This is a genomic window from Verrucomicrobium sp. 3C (assembly GCF_000379365.1).
GTDB lineage: Bacteria > Verrucomicrobiota > Verrucomicrobiia > Methylacidiphilales > Methylacidiphilaceae > Methylacidimicrobium.
Map to the genome: position 1 here is coordinate 955,185 of NZ_KB901875.1, position 16,691 is coordinate 971,875.

Here is a 16,691-nt window from a genome sequence, read left to right on the forward strand (position 1 = left end):
CTCGAGCTTCGTCCGTAGGATGGCAAGCCGCCGCTTTTTCTGGTGCAGCACGCTTGAGCCCGGCTCCTTCTTCTCAAGTCGGGCCATCGCCTCTTCTGCTCGTTGGATCCGCTCTTTGGCTTCCTCGATCCACTCGGGCCGCCTTTCCTGGATCGAGGCGATCTTGCCTTCGAGCTCGACCCGGATGGCGTTGAACTGCCGGGCGGTGAGGCCGAACCGGAGCAGGAACCACCGCTTGAGTTCGTTCAGGGGAATGCCCGCCCGCATCTTGGGGAAGAGGCTCCGCCCTGCGCGCCCGTGGAGCGCCGCATAGGCGTCGAGAGACGAAGCCTGCTCGGGTGTCACACTCAAACGGGTCTGTTAGGGGAAAACGGGAAGCTTACTCATGGAGCGCTTCGAGTGCCTTCTTGGCGCGGTTCTGGGCGGATCTCTTCCCGTAGAGCCTGGCACACAGGGAAACGATAACTTCGTGCAAGTCGGGCACGATATCGTCGGTCCTCTCGTCCGGTTCCACCACCACGACCGATCGGCTCTGCGCAGCCAATGCCGCTTCCAACTCGAAGCCCAAGCGCATCCGCCGTTCGCGATGCTCGACCAGGATGACGCCGACCTCCGGATCACGCAGCAGCCCAATCATGCCTTTTCGATGGCCGTTCATTCCGGAGCCGACCTCCTTGACGGCCTTGACGATCGACAACCGTTTGCTTGAGCGCGAACTCGGAGAACCCAAGCCAATGCCGGTCCAGATCCGCTTTTGGATCGGCGCTGGATACCCGCGCGTAGAGGGCCACGCCATCGGGTTGTGCCGTCTCCGCATGCACGATCACGGTTCCGGTCGGCAACTGCTCGGCCGGAGCCGGCAAACGCCCCTCCTTCCACATCCGCCAAGCCGTCTTGTAGCAAACGCCCTGCCGCTTGGCCCAGACACTTAAATTAACTCATACATATTTCCATGAAAATACCTCTGTGTCCATATATTATTTAGATGTTGGCAACCCATTGTCGATCACCTACCTCAATCCCGCAGCGATGGTCGATCCCTCGCAGACCTCCTGCGCCTCCTCCCCGGATATCCGGGGGCGGCAGAGCCTGACCTCCCTCAACGGGATTGAGGAGAGCGTGAACTTCGGCTTACAGGATGTTCCTTGGAACTTCAATATGGTGGAGAGCATGGACCTCGTCGAAGGACCGCCAGGCGCGGTTTATGGGGCAACCCAGCCTTCCAACGGCTATGTGAATTACATCACGAAGCAGCCCTACTTCGACCGGTTCCGAGGCAACGCCTGGGCGACGATGGGGATGTACGACCAGTATATGTGGGGAGCCGACATCGGCGGGCCGATCGACCGTCCGGCCGAGGGCCAATCCTCCAAGCTCGGTTACCGCTTCAGCTATCTCGGGATTAACAACGGCAGCTACTACGATTACATCTTCGATCAGCAGGAAAATTTTTACGGAGCGATCGGCTGGCGTCCGAACGACCGCTACCATGCCGACCTCTACGCCGACTTCGGCACTTACTCCTACATGCTCGAGGACGTGCTGATGAATCGGCCGACCGAATCGTTGATCCGGGATGACCTCTACTATCCCGGTTACCCACCCCTCTCGCAGGTGAGTAGTCCCGGCACGGTTCCGGCGAGCAACTTTCTCAGCACTCCCGTTCCCGTCAGCCGGCGGCAGACGATCAAATATCCCGGCGATCTCGGCCGGGCGATCACCGGCATGGCCCAGCTCATTCAGTCGGTCGTAGTGAGCGACGACCTCCAGGTCGTCAACAATACGCTCTTCTGGTACCAGGATCACATCGCGAGCGAGGACGAGATCTTCTTCCAAGAGGCGTGGAACGCGTACGAGATCAACAACCGGACCGAGGTCCGGGGGAAGTTCACGACCCCGGGACTCCTAGGACCGATGGAGCACTTCCTCGATACGGGCATCGAATGGCGCTACCAGCAGGTGCTTGCCTACGACTCGCTTGAGTTCACGGTCCCAAACCAGTGGAGCTTCTTCGAGAATCCCTATCTCCGCAACGGCACCTTTTCCCCCTACTTTCAGGCCTGGGTGGACAACCCTTCGGCTCCCGGAGGCGGGGAGTGGCTCGTTCCCGGCGGCCCCTACCCCTTCTACTTCGAGCCGCTCAACGGAGCGACCGGAACCAACTTGACTCGCTACTGGAAGGTGTCTCCATTCTGGCAGCAGACGATTCAGCTTACAGACACCCTTTCGGTCATCCTGGGCGCGCGTCTCGATCTCTACATGATCTCCGCCCAGCCCCCCCCCGGGCACACCCGCCATCCTGTTCGAGCAGCTCGACACGACGCAAGCCCTGCCTCTGTTCAACGTCAGCCCGACGTGGAAGCCCTACCCGTGGATGACGACCTACTTCAACTTCAACTGGGCTCAAGCGACCGACGTGGGAGGGGCAGGCGGCTACTCGCCGACGTTCACCAACCAATCGTTTCACCTCCTCAACGAGCTGGAAGAATTGGGAGTAAAATTCAGCCTCGCCCGGAACCGGCTTTTTCTTTCGGCGGACGTCTTTCACGAAAATACCTATCTCTTCAACTACCTGGAGCCGGCAAACTCCGCTCAGATCAACGGATTGGAAACGACCGCGACCTTCCAGCCGAACCGAAGCTTCTGGATCCGAGCAAACTATCTCTTCATGACTCGAGTCGAGAATTGGAGTTCGTCACCTTATGGCCCGCCCCTGACCCAGACCTATTCGACCGCGCAGGCCGACCGGCTCGGCCTGCCCCTGGATAACTCCGGCAGCTTTCCGCCGGGAAGCTATGCGCTGATCGGCTGGCCCGAGCAGACGATCTCCGGAATGGTGACCTACCAGGACGACTCGGGAGTCGGCGTCACCCTCGGAGGACTCCTCTTTTCCGATATGTACCTGGGCTACGAGCACCAGGTGCGGATTCCACCCGAGTTCGTCCTCAACGCGCAGGTTTTCTATGCACAGCGCCATTGGGAGGCGCGCCTCTACCTCTTCAACTTTACCGACGAGCACTACTGGCTGCCCAACGGCTTTGCCTTCAGCCGGGTGCGTACCCTCAACCTCGATACGATCTATGCCGGCTGGCCTTTCTGGATCGAGGGGACGGTCACCTGGAAATTTTGAGCAAGCCGCCATGTCTCGCAAATTTCGTAACCGAGGCGCTGCAAATGGGCTTGGATGCGAGGCGGGGCGCAGGTTTTCCACCGGAGCTGTATGAGGACATACTGCGAGGATGGAAAACCAAGACCAACGAAGCAGACGAGCCCGTTTTGCAAGCCGCAGGGAAACGCTTGTGAGACATGGCGGCTAGGGCCTGCACCCAGGAGGATTTGAACCCCCAACCCCCGGGTCCGAAGCCCGATGCTCTATCCAATTGAGCTATGGGTGCCGAAAATCCTCACGCTGGCCGATTTTCCACCTACCGTCAAGCCGGGGCGCTCCTTCAAAAGAAGACCCGGACCGTTCCCATCACCCAAAAGGGGAGTCCGATCAAGACCTTGTCATAATTGTAGACCCGGTCTCCCTGGAACCCGGTCCCTGTCGGAAACCAGTAGTGGTTATCGGTCAGATTGTAAACCTGCACCCGGGCCTCCCACCGTTTCGTCGTGTAAAAGAGGCTCGCGTTGAGGGTGTAGTCGACGGGGATCCGGGTGGCATAGTCGTAGGAGAGAAACATGCCGCTCTGGATCCAGAGCCAGAGGGAGGCGCCAAACCCCGAATCCGATTTATAGGTGGCCATCGCGGTCCCATGCTCGTGGGGAAACCCGATGAAAGGATACGTCCCGGTCGGAAGCGTGGTATAGGGATCGACCGGGAGGTTGTATCGCGCTGCCGTTGCCGCGGAATAATTCTGGATCACCGTGGGGCCGGTCTGCGCTGCGCTCTGCGTCCAGAACTCCTCGCCCGTGAGATAGTCGAAGCCGAAATTGTAGGTCCAATTGCGGTTCGGCTGATAGGTGCCGGCCAGCTCCGCTCCAAGCACGTCGGCGGGGGTGAGCGGGGTAAAGCCACCGGGAAGGACCGTCACGGGAAAGAAGGTCGAGTAGTAGAAGCCTTCGGCGCTCAGGAAAAGCTTGTCGCGGAGCAGGTTCAATTTTACGCCCGACTCGTACATGATATTCGTCAGGTGGTAGTAGGAGCTCGTGAATGCCGGACAGAAAGCCCCCAGGACATCCATGCCCGCCGTCTGAGCGTAGGAGTAGGTGAAGTAGGCGTTCATCCATGGATAAGGCTTGTAGCTCAGGCTCGCGTTGGCCTGGGGCTCGAGGATCGAGTAGTTGCTCTGGAGCAGGAGCGCCGGAGGGGTGCCAGGCGGCTCGCTGTTGGCGATCTCATACCACTGGAGCCGGGCGCCGAGGAGAAGGTTCCACTTCTCCGCAAGCCGGATGTTGTCCTGGACGAAGGGGGAAACCTGGAAGAATTGGGACTGGGCCGTTGCGAAGTTGTCGGTGTTGTAGGTCATCCCCGGAACTCCCGGCACGGGGATGTCGGTCAGGTAGATGTCGTTCGCCCGTAAGGCTTGCGCCATCGTGATCGGCGGGAGCAGGCCCGACCGGCTGAGCGGCTGGGTCATGTTCCAGAAGTTGTCGGCGATCCGGCTCGTCTCGGTGTAATCTGTCTGGTTGTCAAACCAGAAGAAGATGCCACCGTCCAGTTCGTGAAAGAGCGCGAGCCGGCCGATGGGCGTTTCCGTCTTCGCCTGCGCTTCGAGCCGATGCTCGATCAACCAGTCGCCGGGGGAATAGCTGAAATTGGAGTTGGCCAGCGGATCCTGCACCATGTTGAAATATTCGAACATCGTGTTGTTGACGATCCGGAAATCCTCGGAGAGCTTGAGGGTCTGGATGATCTGAGCGACTCCGTACATGTTCCGGTTCCCCGAGCCGGCAAGGTTCGCCAAGTTGTCCCGTAGGCTGATCGGCACCTGCGGTCCCCATTGAACGACATACCCCTGGCCGGGAACCGAGGTCCCGATTCCGGGATGGAAGGTTCCATTCGGTCCGAGCCATCCAATCATGTTTCCGCTCTGGTAGAGTCCGCTGTCGATGAGCGCCTGATCGGGACGGTTGATTCCCAAGGGCAAGTTGAAGCCAAGGGTGTCGAACTCGAAGTTCGAGTCGATCGTGTAGTTCTCCGAGGGACGCGCGGATACGGCCAGATAGAAGTCCTGGCTGTGCATGTAGGCCCCCTCGTAGTAGCTGCCTGAGTCCTGCCCCGCGTAGTCGAAGCGGTAGGCTGCCTTCCCCCCGGCGAATGGCCCTCCTATATCGAGGTTCCACCGGTTCTGATCGTACATCCCCATGCTGTACTGGGCATTTCCGCGAAAGCGATCGAAATAGGGCTGCTTCGTCACGTCGTTGGCGTAGCCTGCCGCCATCTCCCGGGCGCCAAAGACGGCGGGCACCGGCCCCTGGACGACGTCGATATTGTCATAGGCGTAGAAGTTGGGCATGGGTCCGGAGGTGCCATAACTCTCCAAGCCGACGAGCATCCCGTTGCGGAAGACCGTGCCGGGAAGCCCCCGAATGAAGGGCTCCACCGAATAGTCCCCGGCAGGAGCCATCGTGGTCAGGGAGGGGATGAGCGGAGCCAGATCGTCATATCCCATCAGGTTCCCCGGTGCAACGGTGTCCAACTGTTCCCGAGAGATCGGCGTCACCTCCCGCGGCGTATCGAGGATGCTCATCTCGGTCCCATAGGCGGTCGTCGGCAGCGAGGCCGGCCCCGGCGGTTCTCCAGCGACCTCGACTTCCGGCAAGACCGCGGGCGCCTCGGCTCCGGAGGGCGGGGGTGAGCCGATTTCTCCAGCATTTGGAGAGCCGGGAGAGGGTGAGGGACCAGGACTTTGAACTCCATCGGGAGGAGGAACAGCCTGCGCTTCTGGATCCACCAGATCCTGAGCAGCAGACGAACCCTTGCCGAGGAGAAGGAGAGTCGCGAGAAGCCAGAGGAAGGTCGTGCCCCGCTTTTTCCCGTTCGTCCTCTCGTCCCTCATCGAGGGAACTACTTAGGCGCTCACGAGCGCTTAGCCAAGATTTTTATTAGTCTCAACTAACTTTTGCGGCCGTTTTGTCATGTGACGCACTCATTCCGATCGGGCCTTTTTATTCAGCCGATCCATCAAAAGAAGAACAGCGCCAAATTCTTGACGAGAGTTCTTTCCCTGGTTTTAATAGTCGCATGCCGCCGACCCTTCTCTTTCTCCAACAGTCTTTGAACTCCGCGATCGATCGCCTGCGACCCTCTGTCTGGCTGGCTCTAGCCGCGGCTGCGATCTACTTGCTCGTAACGCTCTTATTGGCCAACATCACCGCCGCCCTCTCCCATGGCACCTCCGCCGGGGCTTTCGGCATTCTTTTGAGTCAGGGCATTTTCGGGATTCTCGTGGTAGGACTAGCACGATTCTTTCTTTGCCTCGCCGACGGAAAGGAGGCGCGGTTGGAAGAACTTCTTTATGGTTTTGGAGCGCCGTGGAAGTCTGTCGCCGGCGTCCTCTTTGGCTGGGTGTCCGGGATCGTTGCCCTCCTTGGCCTGCTTTTCCCGGCAATCGCACCTCTCTCCGCGCTCGCCGTGCTTGGTCTATTCCCGCTCTTCATGTTCGCGCCCTTTTTGATCGCAGACGAGGCTGTTTCGGGGGTTACGGAAACTTTTGTCGAAGCGTATCAACTCGGGCGTTCCCACTATGCTAAGACGCTGGCGATCGCCGTCCCGGTGGCATTCCTTTTTTTCCTGAGCGCGATTTTGTTCCTGGCGATTCTCGTGAATATTCCTATTTGCTACGCCTTGGTCGCCGTCGCCTACCGCAGTCTCGTTTCGCACCCGCAATGAGCGATTCCATCCAAGCCTGAGCATCACCGCTTTGGATGGAGCGGGACAGAGGTCGTTTGTACGTCAAGCTCTTGGCAGTTCGGGCCGGGCCTGGAGTTTGACTTCGAAGGCTGTTCCAGTCAGGTTTGCTTGTCGATGCAGGTTCCCCGGCAGCAGAGAGAGCGACGAAAGAGACTCCCGTCCTTCGAGGAAGAAGGATTGCCGGGAAACGACGCCGAGATCGGCAGAGCCCTGCTCTATTACTTGGATCGCCATCCGGAAGCGGTCCCACTCGGATCGTTCTGCGACGAGGGAGGACGTGGCCCGGTCCCTGGAGAGGTCATATCGACGAAATTCGCAGATGCGAGGATGGGCTCGTGGTCTTCCTGTCGATTTCCTTCGAGGAGGGGGTTTCCGCTTGCTGCGTCCTGGGAAGCGCCAATGTAGAGCAGGGCTATGATGAGATTCCCCGCTATGGTCGGCTGGAAGTCTGGATCGAGTCTCCAACCGGGCGCATGATCCTTCGGCCACTCGCATAGCCACGCGCGAAAGAGAGCTCTTCGACAAAAGCAGGGATTTCGCCGAAAGATGACGCAACGAACGGATGCCCTGGCTCGCTGGTTCTCCTCGGACTTTTTTGGTCGATGGCGAGCACAACTATGGAAAGGGAAATCCTACACCTTGGGTCCGATCCCGACGGCTGCCCAGGCCTTTGTGCTTGCCGGCCTTCTCGACGCATCGTCGACCCCCTTCCTGCTGGTCGTGACAGCCTCCCCTAAGCGGGCAACCGCCTTGGCCGGCGCCATGGAAGCATGGGGCTGGCGGATTCCGATCTTTCCGGAAAGCTCTCCCGTGCCGCAAGGGGCTCTACCGGATCTCGACTTAGCGGCTTCCCGCCTCCAAGTCGCCACGTCACTCCTCCAGAAGGAGCTTCCGGGCCTGATTTCGACTCCGGCTGCCTTACGCCAACCCGTGCCAAGGCCGGAGGCCTTGCAGAAGAGCACTATCCAGCTCGCTCCCGGAGACTCGCCGGATCGAGAAGCGCTCTTGAAGGAACTGACCGCCGCCGAGTTTGAGCACTGCCCTCGCGTGAGCGTCCGGGGACAGGTGAGTGTGCGAGGAAGCATCGTAGATCTGTTTCCCTGGACAGCCGCCTTCCCGCTGCGAACCGAGTGGGAGGGCAACGCGCTGGCTTCCCTTCGGGAATTCGACCCCGCATCCCAACGCTCTTTGCGCATCCTCCCGTCCGCCACGATTTCCCTTCTCCCCCCGGTCGAACTTACCGAGGAGCAGACCACCACCGTGGAGAAATGCCTTCCCGACGGGTGGTGTCGCTTCTTTGTCGACGAAGGCCTCTGTGAAGACGGAGCCGATTCCTTGGAGCCGGAGCTCGTTTTTCATCCGCACGATTTCCTGGGAATGCCGCAAGAGGACCGTCTCCTACGGGAGGGCCGCTGGAGGCTGTTTGCCACCGAGCTTCAGCGCTGGCTCCGCGAGGAATGGGATGTCGGTATCTTCGTCAACAACCAAGGCGAAGAGAGACGCCTGGAGGAGCTGTTGGCAGTGGAGCGGATCGATCCCGCAGGGATTGCCTGGATTCCGGGAGCTCTCGCCCGTGGGTTCTCCTGGCCCGCAGGGCGGACGGCGATTCTAAGCGACGCGGAAATCTTCGGTCGATACCAGACGCTCCCTCTGCGGACAAAGCAGGCGAGCGGCGCCGCGGAGGTCCGGCCTGTCGAGACTGCCTTCGCGGAATGGCGAACGGGGGATTTTGTCGTTCACCTCCAGCATGGAATCGGCCGGTACCAGGGTGTAGAACCTCTTCCGGACGGAGAGGGAGAAGCACTGCTCCTCGAATTCGCCGAAGGAACGAAGCTCTTCGTGCCAATGGATCAGAGCTATCTGGTTTCGCGCTATCTCGGCGGAACCCGCCGCGCCCCGAAGCTGGACGCACTGGGGGGGACCCGGTGGCAGAAGGCCCGCGCGGTTGCCCAAGGTGCCATTCGAGACTATGCCGCGAAGCTATTGCGCATCCAGGCGGAGCGGCAGGTGCTATCCGGAAACGCCTGCCCGCCCGACTCCGATTGGCAGCGGGAGTTCGAACAATCGTTCGTCTACCGGGAAACGCCGGATCAACTCCGCGCCATCGCGCAGACCAAGACCGACATGGAAGCGGCTCGTCCCATGGATCGGCTCATTTGCGGCGATGTTGGCTTCGGCAAGACCGAAGTCGCCATTCGCGCCATCTTCAAGGCTGCCGTCGGCGGCAAGCAAGCCGCCCTGCTCGCCCCGACCACTGTTCTCGCTTACCAACACTACCAGACTCTCCGGCAACGCTTTGCCGACTACCCCATTCAAGTCGCCTTCCTAGGCCGGCTTGCCTCCGCTGCAGAAGAGCGGCGGGTATTGGCCGCGATTGCTTCTGGCGCGTGCGACGTCATCGTCGGCACGCATCGGCTCCTCTCCCCGGACATCACCTTTGCTCGGTTGGGATTGGTCGCCATTGACGAAGAGCAGCGCTTTGGTGTGCACCAGAAAGAACGTTGGCGGGAACGCTTCCGCTTCGTCGACATGCTTGCCCTTTCCGCAACCCCGATCCCCCGTACGCTCTATCTCTCCCTGGCGGGCGCACGCGATCTCAGCCTCATCGAAACTCCGCCGGCGAACCGCCTGCCGATCGAGACGCTGGTCTGTCCCTACGATGAGCGGACGATCCGTGCCGCAATCGAAAAGGAACTAGCCCGGGGCGGGCAGGTCTATTTCCTGCACAATCGGATCGCCTCGATCGACCGGGTCTGCCGCCGCCTTCGAGAGCTGATTCCTGCGGCTCGCATCGAAATCGGGCACGGACAAATGGAAAAGGAACAGCTCGAGGGCGCAATGCAAAGATTCGTCGCCGGAGAGGCCGACGTTCTCCTGGCCACTTCGATCATCGAAAACGGCCTCGACATCCCCAACGCCAACACGATCATCGTAGACCGCGCCGACCGATTCGGCCTGGCCGACCTCTACCAGCTCCGCGGGCGTGTCGGCCGATCCAACCAGAAAGCGTTCGCCTATCTTCTCTTGCCCCGCGACCGTTTCCTCGCGGCCGACGCGAAACGGCGCGTCCGAGCCATGCAGGAATACAGCCAACTCGGAGCGGGCTTCCGCATCGCCCTTCGCGATCTGGAGATTCGGGGAGCGGGCAATCTGCTCGGAACGGCGCAAAGCGGTCATATCGCCGCCATCGGCTTCGAGCTCTACTGCCGCCTTCTGCGGGAAGCAGTTGCCGCAGTACAGGGAAAGAAGACCCGAAGCCCTCTGGCATGCAAGGTCTCGATCGACTTCCTTGCCTCCGGTCCCGAACGGCCCGGTCTCCCCGCTTCGTATATCGCCTCCACCGAAGAACGAATCGCGGCACACCGACAGGCAGCGGAAGCGGTCTCGCTCGCGGAACGTCAGGAGTTGGAGAAATCGTGGCGTGACCGATTCGGCCTGCTGCCGGAACCAGCCCGCTTACTCCTCGAGGAGGTCGAAATCCGGATTTTGGGGAGCGACCGAGGGCTCGAGCGCGTCGAGGTTCAAGGAGACAAGCTCCTTTTGCAGCGGAACGGCCGCTATCTGATGGTCAGAGGCCGCTTCCCCCGCTTGACCGGACAGGATGGGAGAAGTAAGCTTGCTTCGCTCAAGAAGTGGATCGCAACGTTGGCGTAGCGTGGTCTGTGGCGCCCCCTCGAGGAGGAGGCATAGAGCCCGCGCGGATCGTCTGGCAGAACCCCAATGTCGGCTCCGGAGCGACGAAACCAACTTCGCTCTCCACGTTTCAGGCTTCATGCAAGCATCAGCCTATTCGTGGAACGTAACCAGGGAGCATCCGACATCCAGGCAAGCTCCCTCCCTATGCCGCAATTGCACCGAAACCGCTTCGGAGCCAAACCGCCTGCTTCCGGCCGAAGCGTCCTCCGCGCCTGGAAACGGGCCGGGAGGCTCGATCGGCCCGGCCTCTTCATCGGCTTGCTCTTTCTCCTGGCGAGCGTTCCCGATCGCCTGATCGGACAGGCTGGCGTCGACGGCGTTGCCGCGATTGTCAACGATAAGGTGATCACGTTTTCGGAAGTCAAAAAGCAGGTTGAGCCGAACGAAGCGGTCCTGCGTGAAACTTATCAAGGCCCGGAACTGGTCGACCGCGTCAAGGAGGCGCGGCTCAACGCGCTGCGAGCGCTGATCGAGCGAGAACTCATCATTCAAGACTTCAAGAAAAAGGGATATCAGATCCCCGACACCTTTATCGAGACCCGAGTCCGAGATATGATTCGCAGCCAATTCGACGGAGATCGCATCGCTTTCATCCGAACGCTGCAGGCCAGCGGGATGACCGAGGAGCGTTATAAGCAAAACCTCCTCGACCAGATCATCGTTCAGGCCATGCGGATGAAGAATGTCTCCGATAGCATCGTGATTTCTCCCTATCAGGTCGAGCAATACTACCACGACCATATCGCCCTTTTCGTGGAGCCGCCGAGCGTCAAGTTGCGCTTGATCTTTCTCCAAAAATCCGCCTTGAAGGAGCGCCGCGTTGGCCCCAACGGACAGGAGGAAGAATATGACCAGCCGCTGGAGACGGCCAAAGAGCTGGAGACCAAGCTCCGATTCGGCGAGAACTTCAGCGACCTGGCGCGCAGCTATTCCGAGGGACCCAGGAAACAGGAGGGGGGAGACCTCGGCTGGGTGACCCGGGACACGCTGCGTCCCGAAATCGCGGATGCTGCCTTTGCGATGTTTCCAGGACAGACGAGCGACGTGATCGCCACCCCGGATGGCTATTACCTCCTCCACCTGGAAGACAAGCGGCGCGAGCGGGTCAAGCCCATCTCCAATGTGCGCAACCCGATCGAGTCGGCTCTCTTGCAAGAAAAGCGGCAGAAACGCCAGCAAGAATGGCTCGATAGCTTGCGGGTGAAAGCATTCATCAAGATGTTCTAACCTGCATGTCTCACAAAGTTCGTGCCCGAGGCGCGGCGGATGGATCTGGATGCGAGGCGGGGCGCAGGTTTTCCCCCGGAACTATAGGACGAACATACGGCAAGGAGGGGAAAACCAATCCCAACGAAGCAGACGGGTGCATTTCGCAAGCCAGAGGAGAACGCTTGTGAGGCAGGCAGGATAACTCCCATGACTCACCACCTCCCTCGCGCCGCTTGCTTCTTCCGGTGCTCTTTTCCCTTGCCAGAGTCCTCTGTGCGCCGCAATCCCTCGGGGAGGAATAGAGCCAGTGGATAAACCAGTAATCGGCATTCCCGTGGGAGATCCGGCAGGAATCGGCCCGGAAGTCGTGCGCAAAGCGATCGCCTCCCACCGACTGCCCACCCGCTGCGCCTATCGCGTCATCGGATCGGATCAAGGCTTTTCTCCCGGCAAGCCGAGCCTTTCTTCCGCCCGGGCCGCGCAGGAATGGCTGGAGGAAGCGGTCCTCCTTTGGAAGGAGGGGGCAATCGACGCGATCGTGACCGGGCCCGTTCACAAGGCGGGCTTGCAGGCAACGGGCTTCCCCTACCCGGGACAGACCGAGTTCTTCGCCGACAGGACCGGCTGCCCGGCGGAACGGACCGTGATGAGCTTTTGGCATCCGAAGCTCTCCGTATCGCTACTCTCCACCCACTGCAGCCTCGGCAAGGCGATCGCCTCGATCCTTCCCGAAAAGATCATCCTTTCGGCCGAGCTTTTGGCCGACTTCCTGGCCCAACTGGGTCGCCCTTCTCCGCGCATCGCCATCGCCGCGCTGAATCCCCATGCCGGGGAAGGAGGCCTATTTGGCTCGGAGGAACGGGAGATCTTCGAGCCGGCCGTTGCCCAGTTGCAGAAAAAAGGGAGGAATGTTTTCGGCCCCCTGCCACCCGATTCCGTCTTCCGCCAGGCGATCGGCGGGGAATTTGCCGGCGTCGTAGCTGCTTACCATGACCAGGGTCTCATCCCATTCAAGCTTGTGGCCTTTGCGACGGGCGTGAATGTCACCCTTGGCCTCCCCCTGATTCGAACCTCTCCCGACCATGGAACCGCTTTCGATCTCGCCGGCAAGGATGTGGCGGATCCTCGGAGCATGATCGCCGCGATCCGGCTGGCCGCCCGGCTGGTTGCGGCCCAGCAGAAGAAAGCAACAAGAAAAAGTCGATGAACTTTACGAACCTGCGAGGGATTCTCACCTATGTCCCCGAGTTCCGAGACAAGATCTTTGTGATCGCTGTCGACGGTGCCGTTGTCGCCCACGATAATTTCGGCAATCTCGCCCTCGACCTCGCTGTCCTTCGCAGTCTGAACGTCCGGCTGATCGTCGTCCATGGTATCGGTCGCCAGATGCGCGAGCTTGCCGTGGAGCGTTCGATCCCCCTCTCCTCCTCGGATGGAACCGGTCCCACCGACCCCGCAACGTTGAAAGTGAGCCTTGCCGCCTCCTCTCAGGTCGCGCAGCAGATCCTCGCCGCGTTCGGCGCCGCCGATCTCCGGGCGGCAGTGCCCAACGCCATCGTAGTCCACCCCTTTGGGATCGTCGGCGGAATCAACCACCAGTCAACCGGACGGATCGAACGGGTCGACACCGCGTTCCTTCACGATCTTCTCGATCGCGGCATTGTCCCGATCCTCGGCCCGATCGGATCCGACCGGGAAGGGAATCTGTTCCGGGTGAACTCCGATGCGGTAGCGGCAGCGATCGCGGAGGCCGTCCGCGCCGTGAAGTTGATCTATCTCTCGAGCGAGATCGACTACGCCAAGGAGAACGACTTAGCGAGGCAACTCTCCGTGAGCGAGGCTGAATCCTTCGTGCATCATCATGCGAACACGACTTCCCCGCTCCTGCTCTCCAAGCTCTCTCACTCGATTACCGCCTGCCGCAGCGGCATCCCGCGAATCCACCTGCTCGACATTTGCGTCGACGAGGCGCTGCTCTCGGAGCTCTTTTCCCAAGTCGGAGTGGGCACGATGGTCTACGCCGAGGGATACGAGTCGATCCGAAAGGCGCAGAAAAAGGATGTCCGTTCGATCCTCCAGCTCATCTCCCAATCGGTGGATGCCGCCGAGATCCTTCCCCGCACCCGGCAGAGCATCCTGGCCCGACTCAACGATTACTACGTACTAGAGATCGACCGGGGACTTGTCGGCTGCGTAGCCCTCCACCGCTTCCTGGACTCCTCTCAGGCGGAAGTCGCTTGTCTCTCCGTTGCGCGGGTTTACGAAAACCAAGGGCTTGGACGAAAGCTCGTCCATTTTGCCGAATCGGTGGCACGCCAGGAGGGGATCCGGCAACTCTTCGCGCTTTCCGCAAGGACCTACAACTTCTTTACCCAAAAGGTCGGCTTTCGCGAAGGGACTCCCGATGACCTGCCGGCGGCTCGCCGGTTCCTCTACGACCAGGGCGGCCGGCACTCGAAAGTTCTTCTCAAGCAGCTGCACGCGCCCTAGCCCGATGGAGAAAATAGTGGCACGCCTCCGGGCAGAGAAGAGTGAGCCCCTCCTGCTTGTCCGGCTGGGGCGCCGGAAGATGCCAAAGGGGGTGGCGTAAGCAGCCTCGAACGCAGATCTGCTCGACGAGCGCCGGGAGATCTTCGTCTGGCAACTGCCGCGTGACCTCGTAAATGCCGGTCTGACGCCGTGCCGTCATGGAAAAAGGCGTCGGACCGAGCCGCTCTGTCTCCCATGCGGCAAGGATCGCCATTGCTCCGGGATAGAGAACCCGGAGATCGGTGAAGAGATCGGCAATCGAGAGAGGCCCCCGCCGCCAACCCTTTCGCAGCCCCGGGGCGCCGCGGAGCGGACGAAAACGGCCGGCCGCGTCGAAACGTACAAGGTCCAGGAAAGCTTCCCAACCCGAAAGCTGCCGCAGCCGGGAATCCTCTGGAGCATCCTCCCAATGGGTCAGCAGATAGCCAGGATAGATCCGAACTTCTCCTACCGTCCAGGGCGGCGAGGTCCGCGCAAGCCGGGCTTCAAGCCATTGGGTAAGCTTCATCAAAAGCCTCCACCTGCGCCAGAATGACCTGATCCACGATGGGAGCCATTCCCGCGCTCCCCGCATAGTAGATCCCTCGTCCTCCCTCCGTCGCCTGCGGGTTGCGGAACTCCGGATCCCGCGGATGGCGGACCAAACCCATCATCCGGGGAATGTCGGTATACGAGTGCTTGCCTTCGGAAAGGAAGAAAGGAACGACGACGAGATCTCGCGAGTCAACGAGATCGCGCCATCCGGAGATACAAGGGTCCTGCTCCAGGAACGCGACGCCACACTCGGCAAATCGCCCGGATCTCCGAATGCGCTCGGCTTGTTCCCACGCAGTCTGCGCCGAGTTCTTATTCCGATCGGTCCCGTGAGCGACGAGCAAGAGGGCGACATCGCGGCAATTCCTCTCCCCGAGCGCCCTGAGAGCCTGCTCCAGGATCGCTTCGGCCATTCGAGGATGGCGGCCTGGCGGCTCGCAGTACCGGATTTCACACGAGTTCCACCGGGTGATCGGGCCGACCAGCCCGAACTCCCGAGGGAGGATCTCCCGGGTGAAATAGCCGTGGCTCAAGAAATCAGGCACAAGATAGACGGACTCCTCTTCTACTTCGTAGAGGACATTGCGATAGGAGGGCTCCTCTTTCCAGAAACACTCGTAGACCGCTTCGAACACCCCGATCTTCCGCAAGGCTGCAGCATGCTGATAGATGGGAAGCGCGGATTCGGCGCTGAACATCGAACCGTGACCGGCGAGGACGAGTGCGGAACCGACGGAACTCCTCATGAACGCCCCTCCGGCCTTCATCGCGCCAGCCCTGCTACTTCGGGCTTGCTCCGTGAAAGGGGGGAACGTAGTCTGACTTTCACCCCTGAACAGGGAAGATGCCCAGATAGGGTCCGGCAAGCAAAGGAGAAGGAGGCAGGGATCATGATTGTCACGACGGCGGAACTTTTTCGTTGCGCATACGGTAAATATGCGATCGGTGCATACAATATCAACAACATGGAGCAGACCCTTGGTCTCTTCCGCGGCTGCGCACAAGCAGAGGCTCCGTTCATCATCCAGATTTCGCGAGGAGCCAGAAAGTACGCCGACAAGCGGATGCTCGAGGCGATGATTCGCGCCGCCGAAAGCATCCACCCGGAGAGCATCTTCGCGGTCCACCTCGATCACGGCGACGAGGCGACCTGCTACGACTGCATCGATTCGGGCTTTTATAGTTCGGTCATGATCGATGCCTCGCACCATCCCTTCGCGGAGAACGTAGCCGTTACGCGACGAGTCGTAGAGCGCGCCCATGCCAAGGGAGTAAGCGTCGAATCCGAGCTCGGGATGCTCGGAGGCGTTGAGGAGGACATCAAGATCGAAGAGGGACATGCCTGCCTCACCGACCCCTCTCAGGCTAAAGAATTCGTGGAGCAGACGGGCTGCGATTCCCTCGCCTGCGCCGTCGGCACGAGCCACGGGGCCTATAAGTTCAAGGGAAGGCAATCGATCCATTTCGACGTGCTAGAGGCCATTTCCAAGCGCCTGCCCGGCTTCCCGCTGGTGATGCACGGAAGCTCGAGCGTTCCTCAGGAGGAAGTGCAACGCATCAACGCGGCGGGCGGGAAGCTCGATCCGAGCGCCTGCGGCGTGGACGAGAACGAATACCTCCCTGCCGCGAAGCTGGGGGTGACCAAGATCAATATCGACACCGACGGACGCTTGGTCTGGACGCGCGTGCATCGCGAGTACCTGCGCGATCATCCGGAAGATTTTGACTTCCGGGGAGCCGGCCGCCACTACATGGCCGAATATGCGAGCTTCATCGCGCACAAGAGCGAAAAGCTCGGCTGTGCCAAGCAGTTGGAATCGATCCGCAAATCGCTTCTCGCGCAGCGGGGCGATCGCGCTTAGACTTG

13 protein-coding genes, 1 tRNA gene and 2 pseudogenes are annotated in these 16,691 nt (G+C 60.5%); 9 read left to right on the top strand and 7 right to left on the bottom strand.

Translation table 11 applies throughout. From position 1 onward, the window contains the following. A pseudogene (locus A37A_RS21265) lies at nt 1-345 on the bottom strand (IS200/IS605 family accessory protein TnpB-related protein); the annotation flags it as partial. A gap of 34 nt (nt 346-379) precedes the next feature. Further along, nucleotides 380-881: pseudogene (locus A37A_RS15960) on the bottom strand (IS607 family transposase). Nucleotides 882-966: 85 nt separating this feature from the next. On the opposite strand from A37A_RS15960, the gene A37A_RS15965 reads away from it, so the two are divergent. Then, a complete protein-coding gene (locus A37A_RS15965) occupies nt 967-2,769 on the top strand; it encodes a hypothetical protein (RefSeq protein WP_155996482.1) in 1,803 nt (600 codons plus the stop codon). Further along, the gene (locus tag A37A_RS20000; protein WP_155996483.1) at nt 2,669-3,130 is read left to right on the top strand and encodes a hypothetical protein; all 462 of its coding nucleotides are present in this window, start codon (nt 2,669-2,671) and stop codon (nt 3,128-3,130) included. Before A37A_RS15965 ends, A37A_RS20000 begins: the two co-directional genes overlap by 101 nt. A gap of 191 nt (nt 3,131-3,321) precedes the next feature. On the opposite strand, the gene A37A_RS0105370 is transcribed toward A37A_RS20000, so the two are convergent. Next, a tRNA-Arg gene (locus A37A_RS0105370) sits at nt 3,322-3,395 on the bottom strand. Nucleotides 3,396-3,449: 54 nt separating this feature from the next. Beyond that, nucleotides 3,450-6,002, bottom strand: a complete 2,553-nt coding sequence (locus A37A_RS0105375) for a TonB-dependent siderophore receptor (protein ID WP_018290497.1) — start codon at nt 6,000-6,002, stop codon at nt 3,450-3,452. 185 nt (nt 6,003-6,187) lie between these two features. Between A37A_RS0105375 and A37A_RS0105380 the strand changes: the two genes are divergently transcribed. After that, entirely contained in the window at nt 6,188-6,835 is a 648-nt protein-coding gene (locus tag A37A_RS0105380) for a hypothetical protein (protein ID WP_018290498.1), read from the top strand. A gap of 63 nt (nt 6,836-6,898) precedes the next feature. On the opposite strand, the gene A37A_RS21270 is transcribed toward A37A_RS0105380, so the two are convergent. Further along, complete coding sequence (locus tag A37A_RS21270; protein ID WP_018290499.1) at nt 6,899-7,090, bottom strand: hypothetical protein; 192 nt, start codon at nt 7,088-7,090, stop codon at nt 6,899-6,901. Nucleotides 7,091-7,191: 101 nt separating this feature from the next. On the opposite strand from A37A_RS21270, the gene A37A_RS20005 reads away from it, so the two are divergent. The 5 genes from A37A_RS20005 (at nt 7,192) to argA (ending at nt 14,251) form a co-directional block, all read left to right on the top strand. Next, complete coding sequence (locus A37A_RS20005; protein WP_018290500.1) at nt 7,192-7,353, top strand: hypothetical protein; 162 nt, start codon at nt 7,192-7,194, stop codon at nt 7,351-7,353. A gap of 49 nt (nt 7,354-7,402) precedes the next feature. Continuing rightward, nucleotides 7,403-10,510, top strand: a complete 3,108-nt coding sequence (gene mfd / locus A37A_RS0105395) for a transcription-repair coupling factor (RefSeq protein WP_018290501.1) — start codon at nt 7,403-7,405, stop codon at nt 10,508-10,510. Between the two features lie 186 nt (nt 10,511-10,696). After that, the gene (locus tag A37A_RS0105400) at nt 10,697-11,779 is read left to right on the top strand and encodes a peptidylprolyl isomerase (protein WP_155996484.1); all 1,083 of its coding nucleotides are present in this window, start codon (nt 10,697-10,699) and stop codon (nt 11,777-11,779) included. A gap of 289 nt (nt 11,780-12,068) precedes the next feature. Further along, on the top strand, nt 12,069-12,968 hold the full coding sequence (gene pdxA, locus A37A_RS0105405) for a 4-hydroxythreonine-4-phosphate dehydrogenase PdxA (protein WP_026195682.1): 900 nt from the start codon (nt 12,069-12,071) through the stop codon (nt 12,966-12,968). After that, nucleotides 12,965-14,251: an amino-acid N-acetyltransferase gene (argA, locus tag A37A_RS0105410; RefSeq protein WP_018290504.1), complete on the top strand. Its 1,287-nt coding sequence runs from the start codon at nt 12,965-12,967 to the stop codon at nt 14,249-14,251. Before pdxA ends, argA begins: the two co-directional genes overlap by 4 nt. Here argA and A37A_RS0105415 read toward each other — a convergent pair. Together A37A_RS0105415 and A37A_RS0105420 are read right to left on the bottom strand one after the other, a co-directional pair. Continuing rightward, complete coding sequence (locus tag A37A_RS0105415) at nt 14,229-14,798, bottom strand: DR2241 family protein (RefSeq protein WP_018290505.1); 570 nt, start codon at nt 14,796-14,798, stop codon at nt 14,229-14,231. The two genes, argA and A37A_RS0105415, sit on opposite strands and share 23 nt — an antisense overlap. Beyond that, nucleotides 14,776-15,570, bottom strand: coding sequence for a CbiX/SirB N-terminal domain-containing protein (locus A37A_RS0105420; protein ID WP_026195683.1), 795 nt, complete (start codon nt 15,568-15,570; stop codon nt 14,776-14,778). The genes A37A_RS0105415 and A37A_RS0105420 overlap by 23 nt, the downstream gene beginning before the upstream one ends. Before the next feature lie 144 nt (nt 15,571-15,714). Between A37A_RS0105420 and A37A_RS0105425 the strand changes: the two genes are divergently transcribed. Further along, nucleotides 15,715-16,686, top strand: a complete 972-nt coding sequence (locus A37A_RS0105425) for a ketose-bisphosphate aldolase (protein WP_018290507.1) — start codon at nt 15,715-15,717, stop codon at nt 16,684-16,686. The last annotated feature ends 5 nt before the right edge of the window (nt 16,687-16,691 follow it).

What these genes read in the sequence shown, in the direction of transcription:
- A37A_RS20000 (WP_155996483.1), top strand. Translation starts at nt 2,669, where the DNA reads ATGACTCGAGTCGAGAATTGGAGTTCGTCACCTTATGGCCCGCCCCTG.
- A37A_RS0105375 (WP_018290497.1), bottom strand. Translation starts at nt 6,002, where the DNA reads ATGAGGGACGAGAGGACGAACGGGAAAAAGCGGGGCACGACCTTCCTC.
- A37A_RS0105380 (WP_018290498.1), top strand. Translation starts at nt 6,188, where the DNA reads ATGCCGCCGACCCTTCTCTTTCTCCAACAGTCTTTGAACTCCGCGATC.
- A37A_RS21270 (WP_018290499.1), bottom strand. Translation starts at nt 7,090, where the DNA reads ATGGCGATCCAAGTAATAGAGCAGGGCTCTGCCGATCTCGGCGTCGTT.
- mfd (WP_018290501.1), top strand. Translation starts at nt 7,403, where the DNA reads ATGACGCAACGAACGGATGCCCTGGCTCGCTGGTTCTCCTCGGACTTT.
- A37A_RS0105400 (WP_155996484.1), top strand. Translation starts at nt 10,697, where the DNA reads ATGCCGCAATTGCACCGAAACCGCTTCGGAGCCAAACCGCCTGCTTCC.
- argA (WP_018290504.1), top strand. Translation starts at nt 12,965, where the DNA reads ATGAACTTTACGAACCTGCGAGGGATTCTCACCTATGTCCCCGAGTTC.
- A37A_RS0105415 (WP_018290505.1), bottom strand. Translation starts at nt 14,798, where the DNA reads ATGAAGCTTACCCAATGGCTTGAAGCCCGGCTTGCGCGGACCTCGCCG.
- A37A_RS0105420 (WP_026195683.1), bottom strand. Translation starts at nt 15,570, where the DNA reads ATGAGGAGTTCCGTCGGTTCCGCACTCGTCCTCGCCGGTCACGGTTCG.
- A37A_RS0105425 (WP_018290507.1), top strand. Translation starts at nt 15,715, where the DNA reads ATGATTGTCACGACGGCGGAACTTTTTCGTTGCGCATACGGTAAATAT.